Annotated in this window: 16 protein-coding genes; 11 read left to right on the forward strand and 5 right to left on the reverse strand. The window is 52.5% G+C overall.

Going from position 1 to position 22144, the window contains the following annotated elements; all coding sequences use genetic code 11:
* Nucleotides 1-50: 50 nt before the first annotated feature.
* Together ACT3TR_RS11075 and ACT3TR_RS11080 are read right to left on the reverse strand one after the other, a co-directional pair.
* Complete coding sequence (locus ACT3TR_RS11075; RefSeq protein ID WP_096278575.1) at nt 51-1064, reverse strand: FecCD family ABC transporter permease; 1014 nt, start codon at nt 1062-1064, stop codon at nt 51-53.
* Nucleotides 1065-1193: 129 nt separating this feature from the next.
* A complete protein-coding gene (locus ACT3TR_RS11080; protein WP_441684248.1) occupies nt 1194-2117 on the reverse strand; it encodes an ABC transporter substrate-binding protein in 924 nt (307 codons plus the stop codon).
* 275 nt (nt 2118-2392) lie between these two features.
* Here ACT3TR_RS11080 and ACT3TR_RS11085 point away from each other — a divergent pair, with 275 nt between their 5' ends.
* The 7 genes from ACT3TR_RS11085 to ACT3TR_RS11115 all read left to right on the forward strand — a co-directional run bounded on the left by ACT3TR_RS11085 (nt 2393) and on the right by ACT3TR_RS11115 (nt 13209).
* Nucleotides 2393-4600 (forward strand): TonB-dependent receptor domain-containing protein, encoded by a 2208-nt coding sequence (locus ACT3TR_RS11085; RefSeq protein WP_444625176.1) that lies wholly within the window; start codon nt 2393-2395, stop codon nt 4598-4600.
* A 271-nt stretch (nt 4601-4871) separates the two neighbouring features.
* Nucleotides 4872-6929 (forward strand): TonB-dependent receptor domain-containing protein, encoded by a 2058-nt coding sequence (locus ACT3TR_RS11090; RefSeq protein ID WP_444625175.1) that lies wholly within the window; start codon nt 4872-4874, stop codon nt 6927-6929.
* Nucleotides 6930-7117: 188 nt separating this feature from the next.
* Nucleotides 7118-8032: a LysR family transcriptional regulator gene (locus ACT3TR_RS11095; protein ID WP_444625174.1), complete on the forward strand. Its 915-nt coding sequence runs from the start codon at nt 7118-7120 to the stop codon at nt 8030-8032.
* Nucleotides 8033-8110: 78 nt separating this feature from the next.
* Nucleotides 8111-8986, forward strand: a complete 876-nt coding sequence (locus ACT3TR_RS11100; RefSeq protein WP_096278567.1) for an AEC family transporter — start codon at nt 8111-8113, stop codon at nt 8984-8986.
* A gap of 107 nt (nt 8987-9093) precedes the next feature.
* Nucleotides 9094-10275: a PQQ-dependent sugar dehydrogenase gene (locus ACT3TR_RS11105; RefSeq protein WP_444625173.1), complete on the forward strand. Its 1182-nt coding sequence runs from the start codon at nt 9094-9096 to the stop codon at nt 10273-10275.
* A 76-nt stretch (nt 10276-10351) separates the two neighbouring features.
* Complete coding sequence (locus ACT3TR_RS11110) at nt 10352-11797, forward strand: sensor histidine kinase (RefSeq protein ID WP_096278563.1); 1446 nt, start codon at nt 10352-10354, stop codon at nt 11795-11797.
* An 11-nt stretch (nt 11798-11808) separates the two neighbouring features.
* Nucleotides 11809-13209, forward strand: coding sequence for a sigma-54-dependent transcriptional regulator (locus ACT3TR_RS11115; protein WP_096278560.1), 1401 nt, complete (start codon nt 11809-11811; stop codon nt 13207-13209).
* Nucleotides 13210-13425: 216 nt separating this feature from the next.
* Here the strand turns inward: ACT3TR_RS11115 and ACT3TR_RS11120 are convergent, their stop codons facing one another.
* Nucleotides 13426-13944 carry a hypothetical protein gene (locus ACT3TR_RS11120; protein WP_444625172.1) on the reverse strand — a complete coding sequence of 173 codons (519 nt, stop codon included), beginning with the start codon at nt 13942-13944 and terminating at the stop codon, nt 13426-13428.
* Between the two features lie 415 nt (nt 13945-14359).
* Here ACT3TR_RS11120 and ACT3TR_RS11125 point away from each other — a divergent pair, with 415 nt between their 5' ends.
* The 4 genes from ACT3TR_RS11125 to ACT3TR_RS11140 all read left to right on the forward strand — a co-directional run bounded on the left by ACT3TR_RS11125 (nt 14360) and on the right by ACT3TR_RS11140 (nt 19186).
* On the forward strand, nt 14360-15562 hold the full coding sequence (locus ACT3TR_RS11125; protein ID WP_096278559.1) for a quaternary amine ABC transporter ATP-binding protein: 1203 nt from the start codon (nt 14360-14362) through the stop codon (nt 15560-15562).
* A complete protein-coding gene (locus ACT3TR_RS11130) occupies nt 15562-16392 on the forward strand; it encodes an ABC transporter permease (RefSeq protein WP_096278557.1) in 831 nt (276 codons plus the stop codon). Before ACT3TR_RS11125 ends, ACT3TR_RS11130 begins: the two co-directional genes overlap by 1 nt.
* A gap of 55 nt (nt 16393-16447) precedes the next feature.
* Nucleotides 16448-17323, forward strand: a complete 876-nt coding sequence (locus tag ACT3TR_RS11135; RefSeq protein ID WP_096278555.1) for a glycine betaine ABC transporter substrate-binding protein — start codon at nt 16448-16450, stop codon at nt 17321-17323.
* A 222-nt stretch (nt 17324-17545) separates the two neighbouring features.
* A complete protein-coding gene (locus ACT3TR_RS11140; RefSeq protein WP_096278553.1) occupies nt 17546-19186 on the forward strand; it encodes a BCCT family transporter in 1641 nt (546 codons plus the stop codon).
* A gap of 147 nt (nt 19187-19333) precedes the next feature.
* Here ACT3TR_RS11140 and ACT3TR_RS11145 read toward each other — a convergent pair whose 3' ends face one another.
* On the reverse strand, nt 19334-20059 hold the full coding sequence (locus ACT3TR_RS11145; RefSeq protein ID WP_096278551.1) for a 3'-5' exonuclease: 726 nt from the start codon (nt 20057-20059) through the stop codon (nt 19334-19336).
* Nucleotide 20060: 1 nt separating this feature from the next.
* Entirely contained in the window at nt 20061-21974 is a 1914-nt protein-coding gene (locus ACT3TR_RS11150; protein ID WP_096278549.1) for a DUF294 nucleotidyltransferase-like domain-containing protein, read from the reverse strand.
* Nucleotides 21975-22144 lie beyond the last annotated feature (170 nt).

Raw genomic sequence — 22144 nt, forward strand, 5'->3', positions numbered from 1 at the left:
AGATCAGATTTCAACCAGCGTGGCCTCATAAAAAAAACTCATAAAAAAGCTCATAACGTAGGCAGGCGGCGGGCACGCACGGCGGCGATCAGCACCGGCGCGCCGCACAGTGCCGTAAGAACCCCCAGCGGAAGCTCAGAAGGCGCGACGACCACACGCGAAATAATATCAGCCGCTAGAATAATCAAAGGGCCAATCGGCAAGCAAAACCACAGCGTGCGGCGAATATCAGGCCCGGCAAAAGCACGGGCGATAAAAGGTACCACCAATCCAACGAAGATAATGGGTCCGGCAATCGCCGTTGCCGCCCCCACCAGCAACGCCACGCAAAGTACCACCAAAGCGCGGATGAGCTGAGGATGATGTCCAAGCCCCGACGCCATACGCTCACCAAGCGCCAGCGCCGAAAGCGGACGCGCAATGAGGGCTATCAATACGCTACACACCACCGCCGATGGCAACACGGCCAACAGGTCTTCCAAACGGCGTCCTGCCAAGCTGCCAATCACCCAAAAGCGCACCTCATCGGCCGAGCGCTGATCAAATAGCAGCATTAACGAGGTCATGGCCCCGAGCAATGCTGAAAAAGCAGCCCCTGCAAGTACCAGGCGAATGGGATCATTGCCGACCCCGCGCCAGCGAGCAACGCCTAATACGCACATGCAACCGATCAGCGCCCCCAGCTGCGCCACTGAAATGCGCAGCGTTGCCGCACTGGCTCCCAGCACCAACGCTAGCGCCACGGCAAAAGCGGCGCCCGCGCTGACACCCAGCAAGCCAGGTTCGGCAAGGGGATTGCGGGCCACCGCTTGTAAAAGTGCCCCCGAAACGCCCAGCGCCATGCCCACCGCAATACCGATTAATGTACGCGGCGCACGCAGCTCCCAGACCACGAAATACGCCTCGCTGTCCTCGCCGCCCAGCAGCATCGAGAGTGCTTGAGACGGCGAAACGTTGCCCGCCCCTACCAGTAAACTAACGAGACTCACCGCCACAAGGGCGGTGAGTAGGCATAACAATAGCGTGCGCTGATTAAGGCGTTTCGCACGCGCGAAGACTTTCATGGCCATTCCTTCACGAGCGTATCTGTATACCAAAGACGTTTATAACAAGAATCTTTGCACCGAAAACTGTTGTGCCACGCATATTGTTACCCAGCGCTTCAATAGCAAGAGCGCTGGTAGCAAGAGAATCTAAGGCAACAACGCCTCTTCGATATCGTCCAAAATGGCTTGGGCGGCTAACGGGCCAGAGGCGCTGCTCCAAACCTGGCCATTAACAGGCACCACGTGACCTTGCTGGACAACGTTGAGACGCGTAAAGGCGCTGCTTTGCTCAGCGGCATCCAGTGCCTGCTGGCCTTCGTCGTTAAGCGTGGCGAGAAACAGCCAGTCGCCGTCGATCATAGACAGGTTTTCAAGGCTCAGAATATCGCTATGCGCACTGCCTTCTTTAACTAGCCCTTCGTCTTCTACGCTGATACCGGTCGAAGCCAGCACACCGGTTGCAAACAGTTCAGACGACATCACCATGGGCCCTGCGGGCATCCAGCGAGCCAAGTAGGCCGTACCGCTCACCTGGGCTTCGCTTAGGCGCTGGTTAAGCTCAGCCGCGCGCTGCTCAACGCTTTCAAGCACCTCATCCACCTCGGCTTCTTTACCCAGGGCCTGCCCATAAAGGCGTGACTCGGCCTTCCAGTTTTCACGCGACAGGCCGTTTGATTCAGGCACAACGGTGGGCGCAATGCGCGAAAGCAATCGATACTGCTCTTCGGGAAGCTGCGGGGTAGCCAGAATGAGATCCGGCTGTAAGCGAAGCACCGCTTCAATATTGGTTTCGCGCGCAACGCCCACCATTTCCAACTGGCGAGTATCAATATGTTCACTCATATAGGTCGCCACCTCATTGCCGCCCCGCGTGGCGATCGCCCCAATCGGCGTCACTCCAACCGCGACCGAGGCGTCCAAGGCACCTTCGTAAAGTGTCACCACGCGCGCCGGTGAATCAGGCACCTCCACTTTACCAAAGGCGGTATCCAGCTCACGCGCTTGGGCATTGGCGATAAGGCTCGTGAATAGCACACCTGTTAAACCATGACGTAGTACCGAACGCAGCATTGAGGTCCCCTACTTTTAAATATCGCTATAAATTGATTGGCAAATAGCAATCCAGATAGCGAATAGTAACGATTCTCAAAATCACTTGCACTACTATTTCCCTGAATGCCATGTTCCATATTTGGCAACAGCGTTAGTCGCGCCAAAGTTGCAATTTACGCAACGCATCGTTCCATACTTTTGCATCGCAAATGGGAACTTTTCTTCTTAGAATCCAAACCCTATTTGATAATAAATATCATTAGCAAGCAAATCGTATTATCACGGGGTTCGTCATGCAACAATTTACTCGCCTTACATTAACCAGTGCCATCGCACTTGCCGCTATCTCCCCAGCTGCTTATGGCCAAGAAACCGCTCAGCTCAATAATATGGTGGTAACGGCTGCTGGCTATGAGCAATCGGTAAATAGTGCGCCAGCCAGTATTTCGGTTATATCTCGTGAAGAGCTGGAGCTTAAGCAGTTTTCCAACATTGCCGAAGCGATTGCTGATGTTCCTGGTGTTGATGTGCGCTCGGGAACAGGTAAAACCGGCGGGTTAAATATTTCCATTCGCGGCATGCCCAGCGAATACACGCTGATTTTGATTGATGGACGCCGCCAGAACACATCGGGCAGTGTCACGCCAAACGGGTTCGGTGAAACCTCGACCGGCTTTATGCCCCCGCTCTCGGCTATTGAGCGCATTGAGGTAATTCGCGGGCCGATGTCGACACTCTACGGCTCCGACGCCATGGGCGGGGTAGTCAACATTATTACTCGCCGCATAGGCGAGGACTGGGCTGGCTCGGTGACGGTCGAAAATACCTTTCAAGAAGACCGCGATGCCGGCAATAGCTCCGCGGTCAATCTCTATACGTCAGGCCCATTGGTTAAGGACACGCTTGGATTGCAGCTGCGCGGCCGTTTGTTTGACCGCGACCGTTCAGAACGCATGATTGAAAACAGCGCCGGGCGTGACCCACGCCCGTCTGAAGCACGTATTTACTCCATTGGCGGCCGCTTAAACTTAACGCCAGATGAAAACAACGAATTATGGGTCGATGCCGAGCGCGCTCGCCAAACCTATTCAAACGACGATAATCGCTTAGGCACTCAGGACGGCACCGACCGCAGAGGCAACCCTTCTCCAGGCACCTTTAATGGCTATAAGGATGAGCTGCGTTTTAACCGTGACCAGATTGCCATTGGCCACACGGGGCGCTATGCGCCGGGCACTTGGGAAAGCAGCATTACCCATAGCACTACCGAAACCTTTGGTCGTACCCTACCCGCCGGTAGCGCCCCAGACTTTGGTTACGAGGCCCAAGGCGGCGAAGATCGCATCCTTGAAAACCGCGACATTATTGTCGATACCAAGTTTGTTGCCCCCATCGGCGATCATATGGCCACCATTGGCGGGCAGTATATTGACGCCGAACTAGAGGATGGAACAGCAGGCGATATCACCTTCGAACAAACCAGCTGGGCACTGTTTGCCGAAGACGAGTGGCTGCTGCGAGATGATCTTGCCCTGACAGTCGGCGGGCGCTATGAACATCACGACGCCTTTGGCGGCCACTTTAGCCCGCGCGGCTACCTTGTATGGAGCACAACGCCCAACTGGACGCTGAAAGGCGGCGTGAGCCGCGGCTATAAGACGCCATCACTCAACGACCTTCACGATGGTATCAATGGCTTTGGCGGCCAAGGCACCACGGTCAATCTCGGCTCCCCTGATCTAGAGCCGGAAAAAAGCACCAACTACGAAATCGGTGCTATTTACGACAACCAAAGCGGTTTTGCCACCAGTGCTACCGTTTTCTATAACCGCTTTACCGACCGGATCGCCAGCGCGGCAGACCTGCCCAACTGTCAGTTCGTGAGTAACGGCGAAACCCCAAATGCAGGGCTTGCTAATTGCTTAAGCGTGGGTAACTTTACGCAGCAAGAAAGCTTTGGCCAATTAACCAATATTGACGAAGCTGAAACGCGTGGCGTAGAGCTTACCGCAAGCTACCAAATTGCGCCGGCTTGGCGTGTTAGCGGTGGCTATACCTTTACAGATTCTGAAATCACCTCCGGCGACAACGAAGGAATGGTGCTCACTAATACGCCTGACCACAAACTCACCGCAGACCTAACCTGGGCCATTAATGACCGCTGGAGCACCACCTTAGAAGGAGAGTATTACTCCTCCCGTGAGCGTTTCTCTGCAGGCCTTCCGACCTCCGGCGAGACGCTGTCACTCTACGAGCAGCTAGGCAATAAACTGAATGGCTATGAGCTGTTCAACCTGCGTAGCTCTTATCGTGTGTCTGACAGCGTGCGGTTAACCGGCACTATTTATAATCTGTTTGATAAAGATTTCACCAGCTCCGACACCTTCGAGCATAACGGTGAAACGTTGCGGGCCTACAACTTCACCCAAACGGGCCGCTCTACCGATGGCGTTGCCCTAGATGGCCGCAGCTTCTGGATCTCGGCTACCTACGAGTTCTAACCCGTTCCTACTCGCTCCTGTTTCAATGCTGAATTGATGCCCCGGCCTTCGCCGGGGCTTTTTTATGCCTATAAACCCATCGCCAGGAGACAGCGCAGCATCAAAACTCTATCGCTGCGCTCAGTTGCCCAAAGCAGAACAGGATGTTCATTTTTTTTGCCTCGAAAAGTGGAACTATTAGCAATAGAATAAATATCCCATATGACAATATATCTCATATGATAAAAAAAACCATGAGCATCTGTAAGCAATATCATACCAAGGAACTCAAATGCCTCACTTCTCTCGTCGTGCATTAGCAAATGCCATCGGCCTGTCTTCTATGGCCATAGCTGCTGCTGCTGTCGCACAAGAAAACGCCACTCTCGACCCGATGGTTGTTACCGCCTCTGGGTACGAGCAGTCCGTTGCCGATGCTCCCGCCAGCATCTCGGTGATTAGCGGGGAGGAGCTGAATCGCCAATCCTATAGTGATATTACGGATGCGGTCAGAAACATCCCAGGCGTTTATGTTACTGGTGGAGGTGGAGCTCAAGACATCAGCATCAGAGGTATGGATGATAGCTATACCTTGTATTTGATTGATGGCCGCCCCATTTCCGCCGGTCGGTCCGTCAATACGAACGGCCAGGATAGCGGCAAACAAATCGGCCTTCCCCCCATTGCAATGATTGAGCGTGTTGAAGTCATCCGCGGCCCTATGTCCTCGCTATATGGCTCTCAAGCAATGGGCGGCGTTATCAACATTATTACCAAAAGCGTGCCAGAAGAATGGTCAGGCCAAGTTGTCACCGAGTACACCCACTCTCTCAACGATATCAACAACGACTCACAGCAAGTTAGCTTCTATACAGGCGGCCCGCTAATAGAAGGACTGCTGGGTTTACGCGTTCATGGTAGCTGGCAAGGAACAGAAGAGAGTGATTACTTAGGCGGTAGCGATAACGCCGAAAGCACCCCAGACAGCGATACACGCCAGATCGGTGCTGAGTTAATACTCACACCAGACGAGCTGAACGAGTACAGTTTCGGCTACACATCATCGGTTAAAGAATTCACACACAACCCTGGCCGAAGCATTGCCACGATAGATAGCCGTGGCAACCCCGCAACTTCGAGTACTTATCGCTACGATAAGGATGTATTCACCCTTGGTCATAAAGGCACTTATGGTGCCTTTATGACGGACACCTACCTGCAACACGATATTTCGGAGCGCGTCAGCCCATCACCTGATGAAAAGCGTGAAGAAGTCACAACCCTTAATAACCAATCAACTTACTTCTGGGGCGATCATATGCTGACCTTTGGTGGTCAGTACCGAGAGGAAGAGCTTGTTGATGATACCAATGGGCTTATTGGCAATAGCCCCAATGCTATGCGTAACGTAGAACGTTGGATTGCCGCGTTGTTCATCGAAATGGAATGGAGCCTTACGGATGCCTTTAGCGTTACCACAGGTATGCGTTACGACGACGACGAACTATTCGGTGGCCACCTTTCGCCGCGCGTTTATGCCAATTATCACCTAACGCCTGAATGGACGTTGAAGGGCGGCGTATCTACCGGCTATTCCCAGCCTGGGCTTGCCGCCGCCTCAGAAGGCTTCGGCCGCGGCACCGGCGGCGGTGGCTCTCCCGCTCCCCATTCACGCGCACTCATTATTGGGAACGAAGAGCTGAAGCCTGAAACCAGCACAAACTATGAAGCCGGCTTTATCTTTAATAGCCCAGACCGACGCCTTAGCTCCAGCATGATGCTATTCCATACGCAGTTTGACGATAAAATTGCAGAGGATCGCTACTGCAACACACCAAACGCGGATCGCAACGATCCTTCCACATGGGAATGCCCATACGCCGGCAATGATTATGTTTTTCTTAGCACTTATCGGAATATCGACGAAGCCGAGATGCAGGGCGTAGAGCTCACACTAGACTACGACTTTACCCAAGATGTGCGCCTAAGCTCTAGCTATACCTATACCGACTCAGAACAAAAATCCGGCGAATTTGCTGGCGAGCCACTGAATAAAATTCCTGAGCATATGTTCAATCTTGCCGTTAACTGGCAGGCAACTCCTGAGTTAAGCCTATGGACACAAGGCAATTACCGTGGCTCCACAAGTGATTATTTAGCTCGGACGAGCATGGGTGATGGCACGCCAGGGTATGGCTTCGTCGATGCCGGTGTCGTTTATGATTTAACTGACCGCGCACAGGTGAAAGCAGGCCTCTATAATATCGCCAACAAAGAGGTGACCAATGATGATTATGGCGTCGTATTAGATGGCCGCCAGTACAATCTGGGCTTAACGTTCAACTTCTAGTGCCTGCTTAACGAACTACCCTGATTTGATCCTTCGCCCCACCTCATGGTGGGGCTTTTTATTAGCGGCTGTGTATTTATTTAAGAGCGATAACAAGCAGCACTTTCATTAAATAATGAATGCTAATTATTTGCATTCAATCTTTTAAATGGCACAATAGACAACCCTTAATCGCTGCGGGCCTGACAATGTATGACTTCCACGAACTGTCTGCTTTTGCCGATGTGATGACGACGGGCAGCTTGACACGCAGCGCTCAAAAGCTCGGGTTAGCCAAGTCGACCTTAAGTCGTAGAATTAGCCAGCTAGAAGCACGGCTCAATCAACCGCTGTTGAGGCGCCAAGCGAACCGCCTGATTCCAACAGAGGCCGGGCTGCTGTTTCATACCTACTGCACCGAGCTTCTGGCCATGGCTGCCCACAGTCAGGAAGCGCTTGCGGAGCTGCGTGAGGAAATTAGCGGCGAAGTGACCCTAGAAGTGCACGGGGCGCTGGCCCGCAGCTGGCTGGCAAGCGCCATGCATACCTTTTTAAATCGTCATCCAAAAGTAAAATTGACGCTGCATACCCGCGAGACGCCACCCACGAAAATGGACAGCAATCGCGTGCATGTCTGGCTCGGGCCAACCCATGAGTGCGGGCTAAATCAGGAGCGTTTGGGGCACTTAAGCCGAGGCCTTTATGCCAGCCCTCAGTATTTAGCTAACGCTGGCATACCCCAACGTCCCGATGAACTTAACCAGCATGCATGGATAGATTTGCTAGGGTCGACCTCAGATGGGTTAATGCTTGCTCACCCTGAACATGGCGAATATACATTTCACCCGCCTCGCTCGCGACTAAAGGTAGACCTCACGAGTCTTCACATTGATGCCATCGCGCGTAGCCAGGGCATTGGTCTTTTATCTCACTGGTTAACCGAAAAGCGTGAACAGCATCATCCTGGCGAGCTGATTAACTGTCTGCCGGGCTGGGAACCAGTGCCGCTGCCCATTACGTTGCTTTACGCGTACGGTCATCAAACGCGACGTACCCACGCACTGCTAGCATTTTTGCGTAGCCAGATACCGCTACAATGGAAAGCCTCCGCCGCCGCGATTTAATGTCATTGGCGTGTTTGCCTTGCCAGCTAGTCCACTGATTAACGACAATAGCTAGCTGACGACTGCCAAGGACCGTAAATGCTTGCCGAACTTTTTGCCGTTATGGCGCCCGTACTAGCCGGTGCAGGACTTGGCTTTCTATGGATACGTTTAGGCCAGCCCTACCCGGTCGACTTCATCACCCGGCTAGTGTTTAACATCGGCACACCATCGCTAGTACTAGCCTCGCTGGCGGGTGCTGACATTGATGCTGCTACGTTTGGCCAAACAATGCTGGCCTCAGCGCTGGTGATCATCACCATGGGAGCGGCCACCTTTCTGGTAGCAAAACTATTGCGCCGAAACTGGCGCGTATTGCTTTCTCCCATGATGTACCCCAATACCGGCAATATGGGTTTACCCGTAGTGCTTTATGCCTTTGGTAGTGCAGGGTTTGCTTACGGCATCACGGTCATGGTCACCGTGTCACTGTTTCAGTTTACTCTAGGCGCTGCGCTTAATAGCCAGGGCAATCCGTTCAAAACCCTTATCAAGACACCCACTGTCTACGCCATTATCATTTCTATGGCGCTGCTACTGACCGGCACCTCACTGCCGCCATGGCTGGCAAACACGGTGGACTTAATGTCAGGGTTCACGGTACCGCTTATGCTGATTACGCTGGGCGTGTCACTGGCCAGCATTCAGGTTAAAAACCTACGTTCAGGTTTGGGCTTTAGCCTGGTGCGCGTGCCGCTCGCCGCTGCAGCCGCTTGGTTTATCGCCGGCTGGGTCGGCCTACCACCGCTGGCACAAAGCATTTTAGTGGTGCAGATGTGCATGCCCGTGGCGGTGTTCAACTATCTATTTGCTCAGCGCGCCCAGCGTGAACCCGCTTATGTGGCAAGCCTCGTCTTTTGCTCTACGCTACTCGCGCTTATTTATCTGCCGGTACTACTCGCCTTGCTCATGTAAGCTGGTCATTTAAGCCTGCTTAGCGGAACCCCCGCACTGAAGAAGAGTCACTGCTAGACATACCGATTATGTTGATTTGCGTTGACACCATCACCAGAGGACACGCTATGCATGATGTGAGCCAGACGAGTCTAACCTCCCGCTTACGAATCCCTGCCGTTAGTGGACTAGTGCTGGCGAGCATGATTAGCACAGCGAATGCAGAAACTATTCAAGGCTCATCGGAAACCGATCCTCTCAATATTTCGATTGAGCTTATCGCCGAGGGTTTTGAACACCCTTGGGCCGTGGCATTTTTACCCGATGGCCGTTACTTGGTTAGCGAACGGAGCGGGCAGTTGAAGCTAGTCGACCCTGAAAGTGGTGACATCAGCACGCTGGAAGGCATGCCCGAGGTGAATAACCAAGGTCAAGGTGGCTTATTGGATATCGTGCTGCATCCCGATTTTGGAAAGGCTAGTGGCGATGGCACCCACGACTGGATTTACTTTACCTGGAGCAAGGCCGACGGCAGCAACAGCCGGGCCGCACTTTCCCGCGTTAAATGGCAGGGCAATGAACTGGGTGAGGTTGAACATTTGTTTGCACAAGATCGCGCCTCAGGGCCTGGGCGTCACTACGGCTCCCGTCTAGCATGGCTGCCTGATGGCACGCTATTAATGAGTATCGGCGATCGCGGCAGTGACCCTTCTCGCGCCCAGGCAAGCGATGACCATGCTGGCTCTACCTTGCGCCTTACCGACACAGGCGGCGTTCCTGATGACAATCCCTTTGTTGATGATGATGCAACCCTAGATGAAATCTACTCTATGGGTAATCGTAATATTCAGGGCATGACGGTAATGCGCAACGGCGAAGCCTGGGTCTCAGAGCATGGCCCGAGCACTGGCGACGAGCTCAACCATATCGAAGCAGGCCTTAACTACGGCTGGCCCAACGTCAGCCAAGGCAATGACTACGCCACGAATGAGCCTATTGGTGAACCCTCACTGCCCGGCATGACCGACCCTGCCTACGTGTTTGAAGGCCGCTTTGCACCCGCGGGGCTTGCTGAAGTGACCAGTGCTGCGTTTGGCGACTGGGAAGGCAGCTTACTGGCTGGCGGATTAGGCAGCGAAAAACTGCTGCGCCTGCGCTTAGAGAACGGCAGCGTCATCGAACAGGAGCTGATTTTAGAAGGCCAGATAGGGCGTATCCGAGATGTGCGCCAAGGCCCGGACGACGCTATCTATGTGCTGACGGATGACCCGCAGGGTGGCTTATATCGCCTGCGGCCAACCGATCAATAGTCATCCCATTCACTTGCGGGCCGAACCGGTAACGCTGCCCGTCACTACGCAGTATTAAGGCCACCATGGATATCGCATGCGACTACGCAATTTAATTATTCTGACGGTGATTGTGCCGCTGTTTGTGATCCTGGTGGTCTTTAGCTTAGTCGCCATTAAGTCGCTTGAAGACAACGTACGCTCCAAACTACAGACCGAAGTCGAAATTATTACCCGGGCGTTAAGCACCTCACTTAGCTATTCCATCACGCCGGGCAGCGATACATCACTTGAAGAAGCCCTACAGTCAGCGTTCTCTTTCCACCGCATTTACGGTGCCTATGTGTTTGATACCGATGGACGCGATATTTATGGACTGGGTCTCGGCAAAGACATTTTTAGCCGTGAAGAAATCCAGCAGGTCATTGAACGCGACGATCTTTATAGCAATTATCGTGAGCACGATGGCTGGAACTATTACTCTGCCTTAACGCCATTACGCGCCCAAAATGGTACCGTGTACGGCGTGCTCCAGGTCAACCGGCTTAATACTGGCATCGAAACCTACACGGGCTTTATTAGCATCGTCGCCGTGTTGGTATTTGTGGTGGGTGCAGGGGGAATCGTATTCAGTATTTGGTGGGGGTTCCGCCGCTATATAGAGCGCCCCCTTAATCGATTACTCCACGTTATGCTACTGGTAGAAGGCGGAGATCGTAGTCAGCGCGCGGTCGAAGATGGCCCCACCGAATATCGCCGCCTTGCATCGGGGTTAAACGGCATGCTGGATGCGATGGCTGGGAAGGATCACGATATCGAAGACCGTCAGCGGCGCGAAATTGAGCTTGAGAAACGCTTACGAAAATCGAAAAAACTCGCTGAATTAGGCGTGCTGGCCGCGGGCGTTGCCCATGAGATAGGCGCCCCGCTGACGGTCATTAATGGCCAGGCACAGCGCCTTGCTCGACGCGATGTGATTGGCGATGACGAGCGCGCCCGGCTGGGCCGAATTCGCGGTGAGGTGGAACGTATTGTTGAGATCGTGCGCCAGCTAATGGAACTAGGCCGCCAGCATAATGTTGAGAAAGGCAGACAGGCGCTCGATAAACTTATTAAGAGCGCCAGCGACTTGGTGGAGGATGAACTAGAGCCACGCAATATTCGTCTGGTCATTGAATTACCATCGCCGACACCCAACTTATTAGCGGACGGCCAACAAATTATTCAGGTACTTACCAATTTACTGCGCAATGCGGCACAAGCACCCGACGTCAGCTGCATTCGCCTACACGCCCAACAGAACGATCACGAGCTAATCATATGGGTAGAAGATGATGGCCCAGGCATCCCCACTCCCCATCATCTTAAAGTGTTCGATCCATTTTTTACCACCAAGCCCGTTGGCCAAGGCAGCGGTTTGGGGCTTTCCATGGTACATCGCATTATTAACGACCACGGCGGTACGATTGGCGTATTTGATAGTGCTCTTGGCGGCGCTGGATTTGAAATTACGCTACCCCTTGGTGAAACCGCATCCGCGTGAGGACAACATTTGTGACCCATCAGGAACACCTTTTACCTTTGCTAGTGGTGGAAGACGACACCGCGATACGTGAGTTATTAGAAGAAGAGCTGCAGGATGCCGGCTACACAACGCTGGGTGTCCCTAGCGCAGAAGAGGCAGTTGCCTTACTGAGCCATACCACGGTTTCGCTAGTCATCACGGACGTGCGGCTACCTGGCATGACCGGCATTCAACTGCTTCAACAGCTACGCCAAGCAGGCAGTGAGCTGGGTATTATTGTCATTACGGCATTCGGCACCATTGACCAAGCCGTCGAAGCGCTAAAACTGGGCGCCGACGATTTTTTGACCAAGCCGCTGGATCTTGATGCCATTCGCGATGCGGTATTCCGCGTATTGGAAAGGCAGCGTTTGGCCGTCTCCCCCGATACCAACATCAGTCATTTCCACGGCATAGTGGGCAAGAGCTCGGTGATGCAGGCGCTGTTTCACGATGCATCACGCCTTGCAAAAAGCGCTGCTCCGATTCTGATTTTAGGCGAAAGCGGTACCGGTAAAGAGCTTTTGGCCCGCGCTATTCACCAGGAAAGCCCTCGCAAGGACCAACCGTTTGTACCGGTCAACTGCGCAAGCATCCCGGCTGACTTGATGGAAAGCGAATTTTTTGGCCATGTTAAGGGCGCGTTTACCGGTGCTAACGAAGCGCGTAAAGGCCTATTTCATAGCGCCCAAGGTGGTAGCCTATTTCTAGACGAAATTGGTGAAATGCCGATTAACCTTCAAGCCAAGCTACTGCGCGCACTGCAAGAAAAAACCGTACGCCCGGTGGGTGGTGAGCGAGAAGAGCCGGTCGATGTTCGCATTATTGCAGCGACGCACCGCAACTTAAGCAAAGAAATAGAGCAAGAAAACTTCCGCAGTGACTTGTTTTACCGCCTAGAGACTTTCTCGCTACGCATCCCGCCGCTGCGCGAACGCGGCACTGATATTGAGCATCTCATTTTTACACTGATCGATAAGCATGCCGAAGCTCAGGGTAAGCATATAGAAAAATTTGAGCCGGAAGCACTCAACAGCCTTCTTAACTACCCCTATCCAGGCAACGTCCGCGAGTTAGAAAACGCCATTATGCGCGCAGTGACGCTGAGTGAAGACGGTTCACTCAGCCATAAAGATCTACCCGAGCGGCTGCGCGTCAACTCCGTTTCTGATGCGAGCGCTCCTCTAGTGGCAACACTTAGCGGCGAAGTGCTCGCGGCAAGCCAGGTATCAACACCCGCAACCGCCCGCTGGCCCAGCTTAGAAGAAGTTGAAAAACGCTATATAAACAAAGTATTGGAAGCTACTGGCGGCAATAAACGTCGCACGGCCGAAGTACTGGGCATTGCTCGCAGAACGCTGTACCGACGCTTAGAAGACAACGAAGAATAGCAGGCATGGCGCCAGCCAGAACGTTAATCGCTATACAAAACTAAAAACCACAAAAGAGACATAAAAAAAACCCCCGCGGGCGCGGGGGCGAAAAAGATGATAAATCGTGTGGAGCAGCCGCAGGGAACAGACAGCTGAGTCGACTTATCATCGTAGGGACTGGTACTTCCTGCTCAAGTGCTGGCCTCATCCTTGAGGCTGAGCTGAAAACAGAGCTTACGTATTACTTGATGTTTCATCATCGTCTGCATTGCTGTCACCAGGCATTGGATCTGTGCCTTCACCGAACCCCGCCTCATCTTCATCAGGGTTCATGGTGCCTTCAGCAGGCTCATCCATTGTGTCTCCGGGCATGGTGTCGTCGGTAGACATAGGATCTTCAGAAGACATAGAACCTTCAGCCCCGGCCCCTGTACTCTGATTCATTGAACCTTGAGCAGCAGGATCGTCATTTAACCCAGGGTCCTGTTCCATATCCATAGCAGGCTCTTCGTTCATTCCAGCGGCGGGCTCAGCCGTCGTATCTTGCTCAAGTGGAGCAGACTCTTCAGCAGGCGGCGGTACAGCTTCGTCGTCGCTGCTATCTCCACAGCCAGCCAATACGATAACGCTGGCGGCCGTTGCCATCATGCATAGGGTCATCCAGTGAGGTCGCTTGGATGACTGCTGATCTAAAGTGGTTTGGTTATCGGTCATAGCCAGATCGTTATTAACGCGGTCACATTGCTTGTCCATAATTACCACCTCTAATCTTGAAACTAATAAAGCTCGCTATCCGGTAGACAGCTTTAACTTGAAACATTACTGATATGCCTTCCATACACTTCGCGTGCCATTTATCTTTGTAAAAAAAATATATATTTAAAAACAATACCTTAATAAATAAAAAACATTGCTTATATTATTTACCACTCATATTTAAATGGGTAAAAAATGACACATGTGGCGTTAGTTGCCGCGTTGAACGGGCCGTTGTGACACATTGAGCCCGCCCATGTATAATAATTAATAATAAATTACTCAGCTGAATCTCTTATTTTTTTTATGAATAGCGTGTATCGCTGCCTCCATTGCAATGATCCCTCTCATTCATGTGGTCTAAACGGAGTGACGCTGCACGGCTACTCTGCTCAACAAAAAGGCATCGTCGATGGATCAAACACGACCCGTCAAAATTCAAGTGCGCGGTTTAAGTAAAGTCTTTGGCAAGCATCCCCAAAAAGCCATTGAGCTTCGCAACCAAGGCATGAAGCGCCCAGAGATTTTGGAAAAAACAGGCCAGACACTCGGGCTTTCCAATATCTCCTTTGATGTCTATGAAGGAGAGCTGCTAGTCATCATGGGGCTGTCAGGATCTGGCAAATCAACGCTGATTCGCTGCCTCAACCGTCTTATTGAAACCACCGAAGGTGAGATCATCATCGACGGTGAGAACATTCCAACCTTAAAAGAAAAGGCGCTTTTAGAGTGCCGTCGCCGCCACTTTTCAATGGTGTTTCAGAACTTTGCGCTCTTTCCTCATCGTACCGTTCAACAGAATGCTGAATTTGGCCTAGAGATCCGCGGCGTTGAGAAGGCAGAACGGCATGAAATTGCCCACCGTTCGCTCAAGCAGGTTGGCCTTGAAGGCTGGGAAAATGCTTATCCTAATCAGCTTTCTGGCGGCATGCAGCAGCGCGTTGGCTTAGCGCGCGCGCTGGCCAACGATGCGACGGTGCTATTGATGGACGAAGCCTTCTCGGCACTCGACCCGCTGATTCGTAAAGACATGCAGCAAGAGCTTTTGCAGCTGCAGTCTAAAATGCAAAAGACCACGGTATTCATTACTCACGATCTCGATGAGGCGCTCAACATTGGCGACCGGATCGTGCTGCTGAAAGATGGCGAAGTCGTGCAAATTGGCACGCCCGAAGAGATCCTCACCCAGCCGGCAGATGACTACGTACGGCGCTTTATCCAAGGCGTTGATCGCGCACGCATATTAACCGCTGAAAGTGCTATGCGACCGTTGCGCTCGACCGCTCGCGATAGCGATGGCCCCCGCACTGCGCTACACCGTATGCGTGACCATAGCATCGACTCTATCTATGTTGTCGACCGTGACCGTCGCTTGCTCGGTTTATTAGAGGCTGATGCGGCTAGCCGCGCAATTGACGAAGGTGCCAGCTCCATCATCCCCTACTTAACCCAAGATTTCCGCAAAGTTCCCATGGACGAACCGCTGCATAACCTGTTTGCCATGTTCAGTGAAAAAAGCTTCCCCATCGCCGTTACTGACCAGCAACAGCAGCTGCTGGGCGTGGTGGTAAAAGGCGCGGTACTCGATGAACTGGCACGAGCAGGAGAGCAATAATGGATATCCCTCGCATTCCGCTTGGTAATTGGATCGAAACGGGCCTGACCTGGTTGACCAGCGAATACTCATCGGTAACCCGGGGCATCTCGCGCTTCACTCAAACCGGCATTGATGTCTTAAACGATAGCTTAATGTGGCTGCCTGAATGGGCGCTGCTGGCGCTGATTGCGCTCTTATGCTGGAAACTGGCCGGCCCTCGCTTAGCCATTGGCGCTATTGCTGGCCTAGCGTTGATTTGGAATCTGGGGCTGTGGAACCCTATGATTGAGACGCTCACTCTGGTCGTCTTTGCTACCTTCGTTGCCGTGATTATTGCGCTACCGGTGGGCATCACAGCGGCCTTATCGGACCGTCTTTATCGGTTCATCATGCCGACGCTAGATTTTATGCAGACCATGCCGGCTTTCGTGTATTTGATTCCCGCGATTCCATTTTTCGGCATTGGCTCGGTATCGGCTATTTTCGCGACCGTTATTTTTTCAATGCCGCCAGCGATACGTTTTACAACGCTAGGTATTCGCCAAGTCCCGGTAGAGCTGATTGAAGCCGCCGACGCCTATGGCGCAACGCGGAGCCAGAAACTATTCAAAGTACAGCTGCCACTCTCGTTACCGACGGTGATGGCAGGTATTAACCAGACCATTATGCTCGCCCTTTCCATGGTGGTGATTGCCGCGATGATTGGTGCAGATGGGCTAGGCAGCGAGGTGTGGCGGGCCATTCAGCGTCTGCGCCCTGGTGATGGTTTTGAAGCAGGTATTGCGGTCGTGATTCTGGCGATGTTGCTTGATCGCTTAACACAGTCGCTCAGGAAAACACGGCAATAGTGCAAATAGCAGTAGAACGACACATTAATAAATCTATACCCAAGGGAGAACGTGAATGAAATATCGCACATTGAACCTCCGCATCCGTATGGCCTCGCTGGCGCTATTAGCCGGAACCGGTATCGCGGTTAGCAGCGCGGCGCAAGCCGAAGAAGACAAAGGCTCGATTAACCTGGCCTACGTGGAGTGGTCATCTGAAGTTGCTTCCACCAACGTTATCGCCGCCGTGCTTGAACAAGCGGGCTATGAGGTTGACCTTACCTCTCTCTCAGCAGCGGCCATGTTCCAGGCGCTTTCTACGGGTGACGCGGACGCTATCGTTGCCGCTTGGCTGCCGACCACCCACGCTGAATACATGGAACGCGTAGGCGACAGCACTGAAGATCTAGGCGCTAATCTCGACGGCACTAAGCTGGGCCTCGTCGTGCCCGAGTACGCCGATATCGACTCCATTGCTGATCTTAACGATAACGCCGACAGTTTTAATGGCGAGATCATCGGTATTGACCCCGGTGCAGGCTTGATGGCGCTGTCCGAAAAGGTTGTGGATACCTATGACCTTGGGCTGAACCTGCGTAGTGGCAGTGGTGCCACCATGACAGCGGCACTTTCTAGCGCCATCAACAACGAAGAAAATATCGTTGTCACCGGCTGGACCCCTCACTGGATGTTCGCGCGCTTTGACCTTAAATACCTAGATGATCCGAAAAACGTTTACGGTGGTGCGGAGCAGATTCACACGGTCGTTCGTCAAGGCCTGAAGGACGACATGCCCGAAGCCTATGCAATTCTCGATGCCTTCGAGTGGACACCAGAGCAGATGGGCGAAGTCATGCTGCTAAATCAGGAAGATGGAAGCGATCCTTACGAAAATGCTAAACAGTGGATTGAAGACAACCAAGACATAGTCGAACAGTGGCTAGGTAGCTAAGACTAAACAGCTAAACAAGCTTGTCGATACGACGGCAAAGGACGTTTGCCCTCTGCCGTCGTTGTAAATCTATTTATTATGCAAGGCGAAGCATAATACGTTGAATGCTCTGCTAACAGATTTGCTATTGTGGGCGACTAACCATGCGCTATTCGATGTTGGTTGACGACCACATTTTGGTTTCTGTACACCCTATTTTTTGATCGCCATAGAGAGGCTCCTGTGGATAACCACGACGATAAACGCTCCCCTGAAGAGCCGAGCTCTGAGGGCATACGCTCTCCAGATGGCGCGGCTAATCTAATCGACACGGATTACGTGATCGGTCAGGACAACATTACCACCACTACCATGGGTCTTAATCTTGACCTACATGGAAAGGTGTTCAGCATTTCGGCGATCGTCGTCCTGCTGTTTGTGGTACTAACACTGGCGCTACAAGACACTATCGCGCCTATTTATGACGCTATTTTCGGCTTTCTGACCGGTAATTTAGCGTGGTTCTTTATGTCAGCGGCGAATATATTCGTCATTCTCTGTATTGGCCTGATTTTCTCACCGTTGGGTAAAATCCGTATTGGCGGTGCTGATGCCAAGCCTGATTACACCTACATGGGCTGGTTCTCAATGCTGTTTGCCGCAGGCATGGGCATTGGCCTGATGTTCTTCGGCGTCAATGAGCCGCTGACACATTTTGGCACCTCACTCAGTGGCAGTGACTGGGCGCCATTAGGCGGTGCCGAAGGTGATCCTGCCGCCGCGGCATCGCTCGCCATGGCAGCGACTATCTATCACTGGGGCTTACACCCCTGGGCGATTTACGCGATTGTGGCACTGTCGCTAGCGCTGTTCGCCTTTAACAAGGGCCTGCCGCTTTCTATGCGCTCAGTGTTTTACCCAATTTTGGGTGAGCGCGTTTGGGGCTGGCCAGGTCATGTCATCGATATTTTAGCGGTATTTGCGTCGCTGTTTGGTTTGGCTACCTCGCTCGGCCTTGGTGCTAGCCAAGCAGCCGCGGGCCTAAGCTACCTATTCGGCGCGCCTGAAAGCGATGTCACGATGATCCTGCTGATTATCGGGATTACGATTATCGCCATTGGCTCAATTGTGGCGGGCGTCGACAAGGGTGTGCAGCTGCTCTCCAAGATCAACATCGCCATGGCGGCGCTGCTGCTTGTCTTCGTCATCGCTGTCGGCCCGACGCTGCTGATTTTAACTGGCTTCTTTGAGAACCTGTGGAGCTATGCGGTTCACTTACCAGCGCTGTCAAACCCGTTTGGCCGCGAAGACGCTAACTTCAGCCAAGGCTGGACGGCCTTCTACTGGGCATGGTGGATTTCCTGGTCCCCTTACGTCGGCATGTTTATCGCGCGGGTATCACGCGGCCGTACAGTGCGTGAGTTTTTGATTTCAGTGCTGCTAATACCTTCGCTGGTATCGGTACTCTGGATGACCACCTTTGGCGGCACGGCTATTGACCAATTTGTGAGCCAGGGTATTACGGCCGTGCGGGATGCAGGTGTCGATCTACAGCTCTTTATCATGTTGGAGCAGCTGCCGCTGTCGCAAATCACCTCTTTCATCGCTATTTTGCTGGTGATTATCTTCTTTGTGACGTCATCCGACTCAGGCTCTCTTGTGATTGACTCAATCACAGCGGGCGGCAAAGTAGATGCACCCACGCCTCAGCGCGTGTTCTGGGCGATCATTGAGGGCGCTATTGCGATTGCTCTGCTGCTAGGCGGTGGCTTAACCGCTCTGCAAACCATGGCAGTATCTACCGGCTTCCCGTTCACTATTATCCTGCTGGTGGCGTGTTATGCCATCATCAAAGGATTAATGAGCGAACCTAAAGCGGTCTAAGAACTGTCTTAAGAACTGTCTTAAGAACTGTCTTAAGAACTGTCTTAAGGACTATCTTAAGGACTGTCTTAAGTACTATCGCTGCAATGCAAACGGGCAACCCTCTGGGTTGCCCGTTTTGCTTTCTAGCCTTTCAATCTTATGCGCTCAGCACCATAGATCTTTCAATGGCGTTTCCGGTCGATAGTGAGTAGCAATCTGTGCCTGCAGCAACTCTGCCGTCGCCAAGGCATCCACCAGCGCATGGTGCCCTTGATAAACAGGCAGCCCATAGCGCTCACGGCTAGCATTCAGGCGTATCGAAACCGGTGGGCGGCCCAGCCAGCGACGAAAACGGGCCCATAGCGTTTGACGGTGTAGCCTAGCTTCCAGAGACATCGTATCAATCATTGGAAACAGCACCCCTTCCCCTCGCCGCGCATTAACGGCCGCATCTAAGAAGGGTCGCTCAATATTGCGAAAATGCACCACGACTAAGCGCCCGGCTAGCTGCATCAATAGCTCGTCGAGTATTGCCTCTAAGTCCGGTGCCTGCGCAATTTCGGAGTGGGTAATATGATGATAGGCAATGGACGCTTCTGCCAATGGGCGCGAAGGGTTAACGACCCAATAGCGCCGTTCGGCGAGTTTTATACGGTCTAGCGTAAACGGCACAATGCCGACACTTACGATCGCGTGCCGCCGCTCATCAAGCCCAGTGGTTTCCATATCCAGCGCCACCATAGGCACCTGCGAAATAGGCGTTTCAGGATCTGGAAGTAACGTACCAAAAAAATTTTGAATGGCTGGATTACGTGCTTTCTCCAGCCGCTGAGCCATATAACCTGCCCAGTCGGCCTGCGTTATTTTTTGGCGTGGGCGTATTCCATGCATCCTAGCGCCCCTGCCGCTGGGCGGGCATCGGATAGCGGAATTTTAAAAACTTCTGTGCGTTACTGAGCACTTGGAAAGCATCCTTCAACGTGTGACGTTCGCTATCTTCAACATTTTCTGGCTCGATATTGTTATCAGGCAGACGATCCTCTTGAAGATCAATCATCTGATGGCGTATTCGCGACATGCATAAAAACTCAAATGCGTAGCTCAGCTTTTCGCTCATGCCGGTCGCCAATAGCTGCGTGTGACTGATGTCATTCAAACGCTGAAACGAGTTTTGTGCCTTAGAACCACAGGCCAAGGCGTGTATCCGCACCAAATCTACCATCGGCGCCGTGCCTCGCCGCTTAAGATTGATGGAGTTATTGTGCTTACCGTCTTGCTCCATCACAAAGGTGCGAAAAAATCCCAACGGCGGCGTGCGGTTTAACGCATTACGCGCCATAGCCGCTAAGAAGAGAGGCGATTTGGGCGCCGTCAGAGCAATCTGATCTTGCAGTGCTTCCACATAGTGATCCTCGCCATAGCAGCTATCCAGATCGAAGAAAATCGAGCTATGTAGCAGTCTTTCCGGCGTTGGATTAGCCATCCAATCTTGGAAGTAACGTTTCCAAACACTTAGCGGCTGACGCCATTGCGTATTGGTGGCCATAACATCGCCTTTGCAATAGGTATAGCCACAGGCATCTAGGCCATCGCTGACAATGTTTGCCATAGCGAGAAAATATGCATCATGCTGCTCAGGGTTAAACTCATCTGAAAGGATCAGCGCATTATCCTGATCCGTGACAATGCTCTGTTCATTGCGCGCCATAGAGCCATTGACCATAAAGCAATAGGGCACGGGCGGAGGTCCAAGCTCGGCTTCAGCCATTTCCAACAGTCGTCTTGTAAAACTACGCCCAACCGTTGAGAGTGCGCTACCGACCATCTGAGAGTTAGCACCCTCTTGCACCATACGCACAAACGAGGCCCTGACATCCGACGCTAAACGGGCAAGCCCCTGCACGCTTGACTGGTTAAAGATATTGCTAACCAAATAGAGGCCACTGTGTGTTTCATAGCGGATAATATCGGATAAATGTACGACGCCTACGGGTCGCTGACGATACAGCACAGGCAAGTGGTGCACGTTATTACGCAGCATCGTCAGCATCGCTTCATTGACAGAAACGTCGGATTGAACGGTGATGAGCCGTGAGGAAATCACCTCGCCTACTGGCGTTTGCGGCGGTAGGCCTTCAGCCACCACGCGGGTACGAAAATCGCTATCGGTCAGAATGCCACACATTTGCCAGGTTCGACCTTCGCTATCTTGAAAGCTGAAGCGTGGGTTATCACCAATGCCCTCTTTGATGACGAGTAGCGCAGAGGCCTGTGCTTCACTCATCTGCTGTGCGGCAAGCTGAACGCTGGTCGAGGTTTCAACCATTACCGGATTCCGGGTAAGCAGCTTGCGTATCCGCGTGACCATCATATCGTTGGATTTTTTTTGCTGCTCAGCGATCGTTTCTAACCGTGGTCGCTCAAGCTCTACAAAGTCGGCAAAATGATCGTCTTCTTCACACAGCCGCTGGAACACTACATCAGGAATAAAATAGATTAACGTATCTTCTATAGCCTCTGCGGGGAAACGCACCTTGTGATTACGCAGCAGGCTAAAGTGACCAAAAATATCGCCTTCACCCAGGCGGTTATGTAACTCTCCTTTGCTACGGTAAACTTCTACAGCGCCGCTACGGATATAGCACAAATCATTGAGCGTCTCGTTAAGCACTAAAATAGCGCTGCCATTTTTGAAGTAGCTGACTTCCACCTGCTCGGCAATGGTATCAAGAAGATCATCCGATAGGCCGTCGAAAGGCGGGAACCGCCCCATATGCTGGCGTATTTCTAACAGCTCAACGTCCATGGAATCTCCTAGAGCGTAACGTTCAAAAGTTAAGGTGAATTGTGTAGGGATGGCCCCTGGACGTAAACCCTGTGCGCATAATAAAAGCAGTTAACAGCAAAAAGCCCGGTGCTGAGAGCACCGGGCTTTAAGTGGCAAAGGCCACACTGGCATTAATTTTTGCGAATCAA

Origin of the sequence: Halomonas sp. AOP12-B1-6, assembly GCF_052379225.1 — a bacterium.
In the GTDB taxonomy this organism is placed as follows: Bacteria; Pseudomonadota; Gammaproteobacteria; order Pseudomonadales; family Halomonadaceae; genus Vreelandella; species Vreelandella casei.

Coding starts and splice junctions, on each gene's coding strand:
- ACT3TR_RS11075 (WP_096278575.1), bottom strand. CDS start 1,064: ATGAAAGTCTTCGCGCGTGCGAAACGCCTTAATCAGCGCACGCTATTG.
- ACT3TR_RS11110 (WP_096278563.1), top strand. CDS start 10,352: ATGCGACTACGCAATTTAATTATTCTGACGGTGATTGTGCCGCTGTTT.
- ACT3TR_RS11080 (WP_441684248.1), bottom strand. CDS start 2,117: ATGCTGCGTTCGGTACTACGTCATGGTTTAACAGGTGTGCTATTCACG.
- ACT3TR_RS11090 (WP_444625175.1), top strand. CDS start 4,872: ATGCCTCACTTCTCTCGTCGTGCATTAGCAAATGCCATCGGCCTGTCT.
- ACT3TR_RS11125 (WP_096278559.1), top strand. CDS start 14,360: ATGGATCAAACACGACCCGTCAAAATTCAAGTGCGCGGTTTAAGTAAA.
- ACT3TR_RS11145 (WP_096278551.1), bottom strand. CDS start 20,059: ATGCATGGAATACGCCCACGCCAAAAAATAACGCAGGCCGACTGGGCA.
- ACT3TR_RS11150 (WP_096278549.1), bottom strand. CDS start 21,974: ATGGACGTTGAGCTGTTAGAAATACGCCAGCATATGGGGCGGTTCCCG.
- ACT3TR_RS11120 (WP_444625172.1), bottom strand. CDS start 13,944: ATGGACAAGCAATGTGACCGCGTTAATAACGATCTGGCTATGACCGAT.
- ACT3TR_RS11105 (WP_444625173.1), top strand. CDS start 9,094: ATGCATGATGTGAGCCAGACGAGTCTAACCTCCCGCTTACGAATCCCT.
- ACT3TR_RS11100 (WP_096278567.1), top strand. CDS start 8,111: ATGCTTGCCGAACTTTTTGCCGTTATGGCGCCCGTACTAGCCGGTGCA.
- ACT3TR_RS11095 (WP_444625174.1), top strand. CDS start 7,118: ATGTATGACTTCCACGAACTGTCTGCTTTTGCCGATGTGATGACGACG.
- ACT3TR_RS11130 (WP_096278557.1), top strand. CDS start 15,562: ATGGATATCCCTCGCATTCCGCTTGGTAATTGGATCGAAACGGGCCTG.
- ACT3TR_RS11135 (WP_096278555.1), top strand. CDS start 16,448: ATGAAATATCGCACATTGAACCTCCGCATCCGTATGGCCTCGCTGGCG.
- ACT3TR_RS11085 (WP_444625176.1), top strand. CDS start 2,393: ATGCAACAATTTACTCGCCTTACATTAACCAGTGCCATCGCACTTGCC.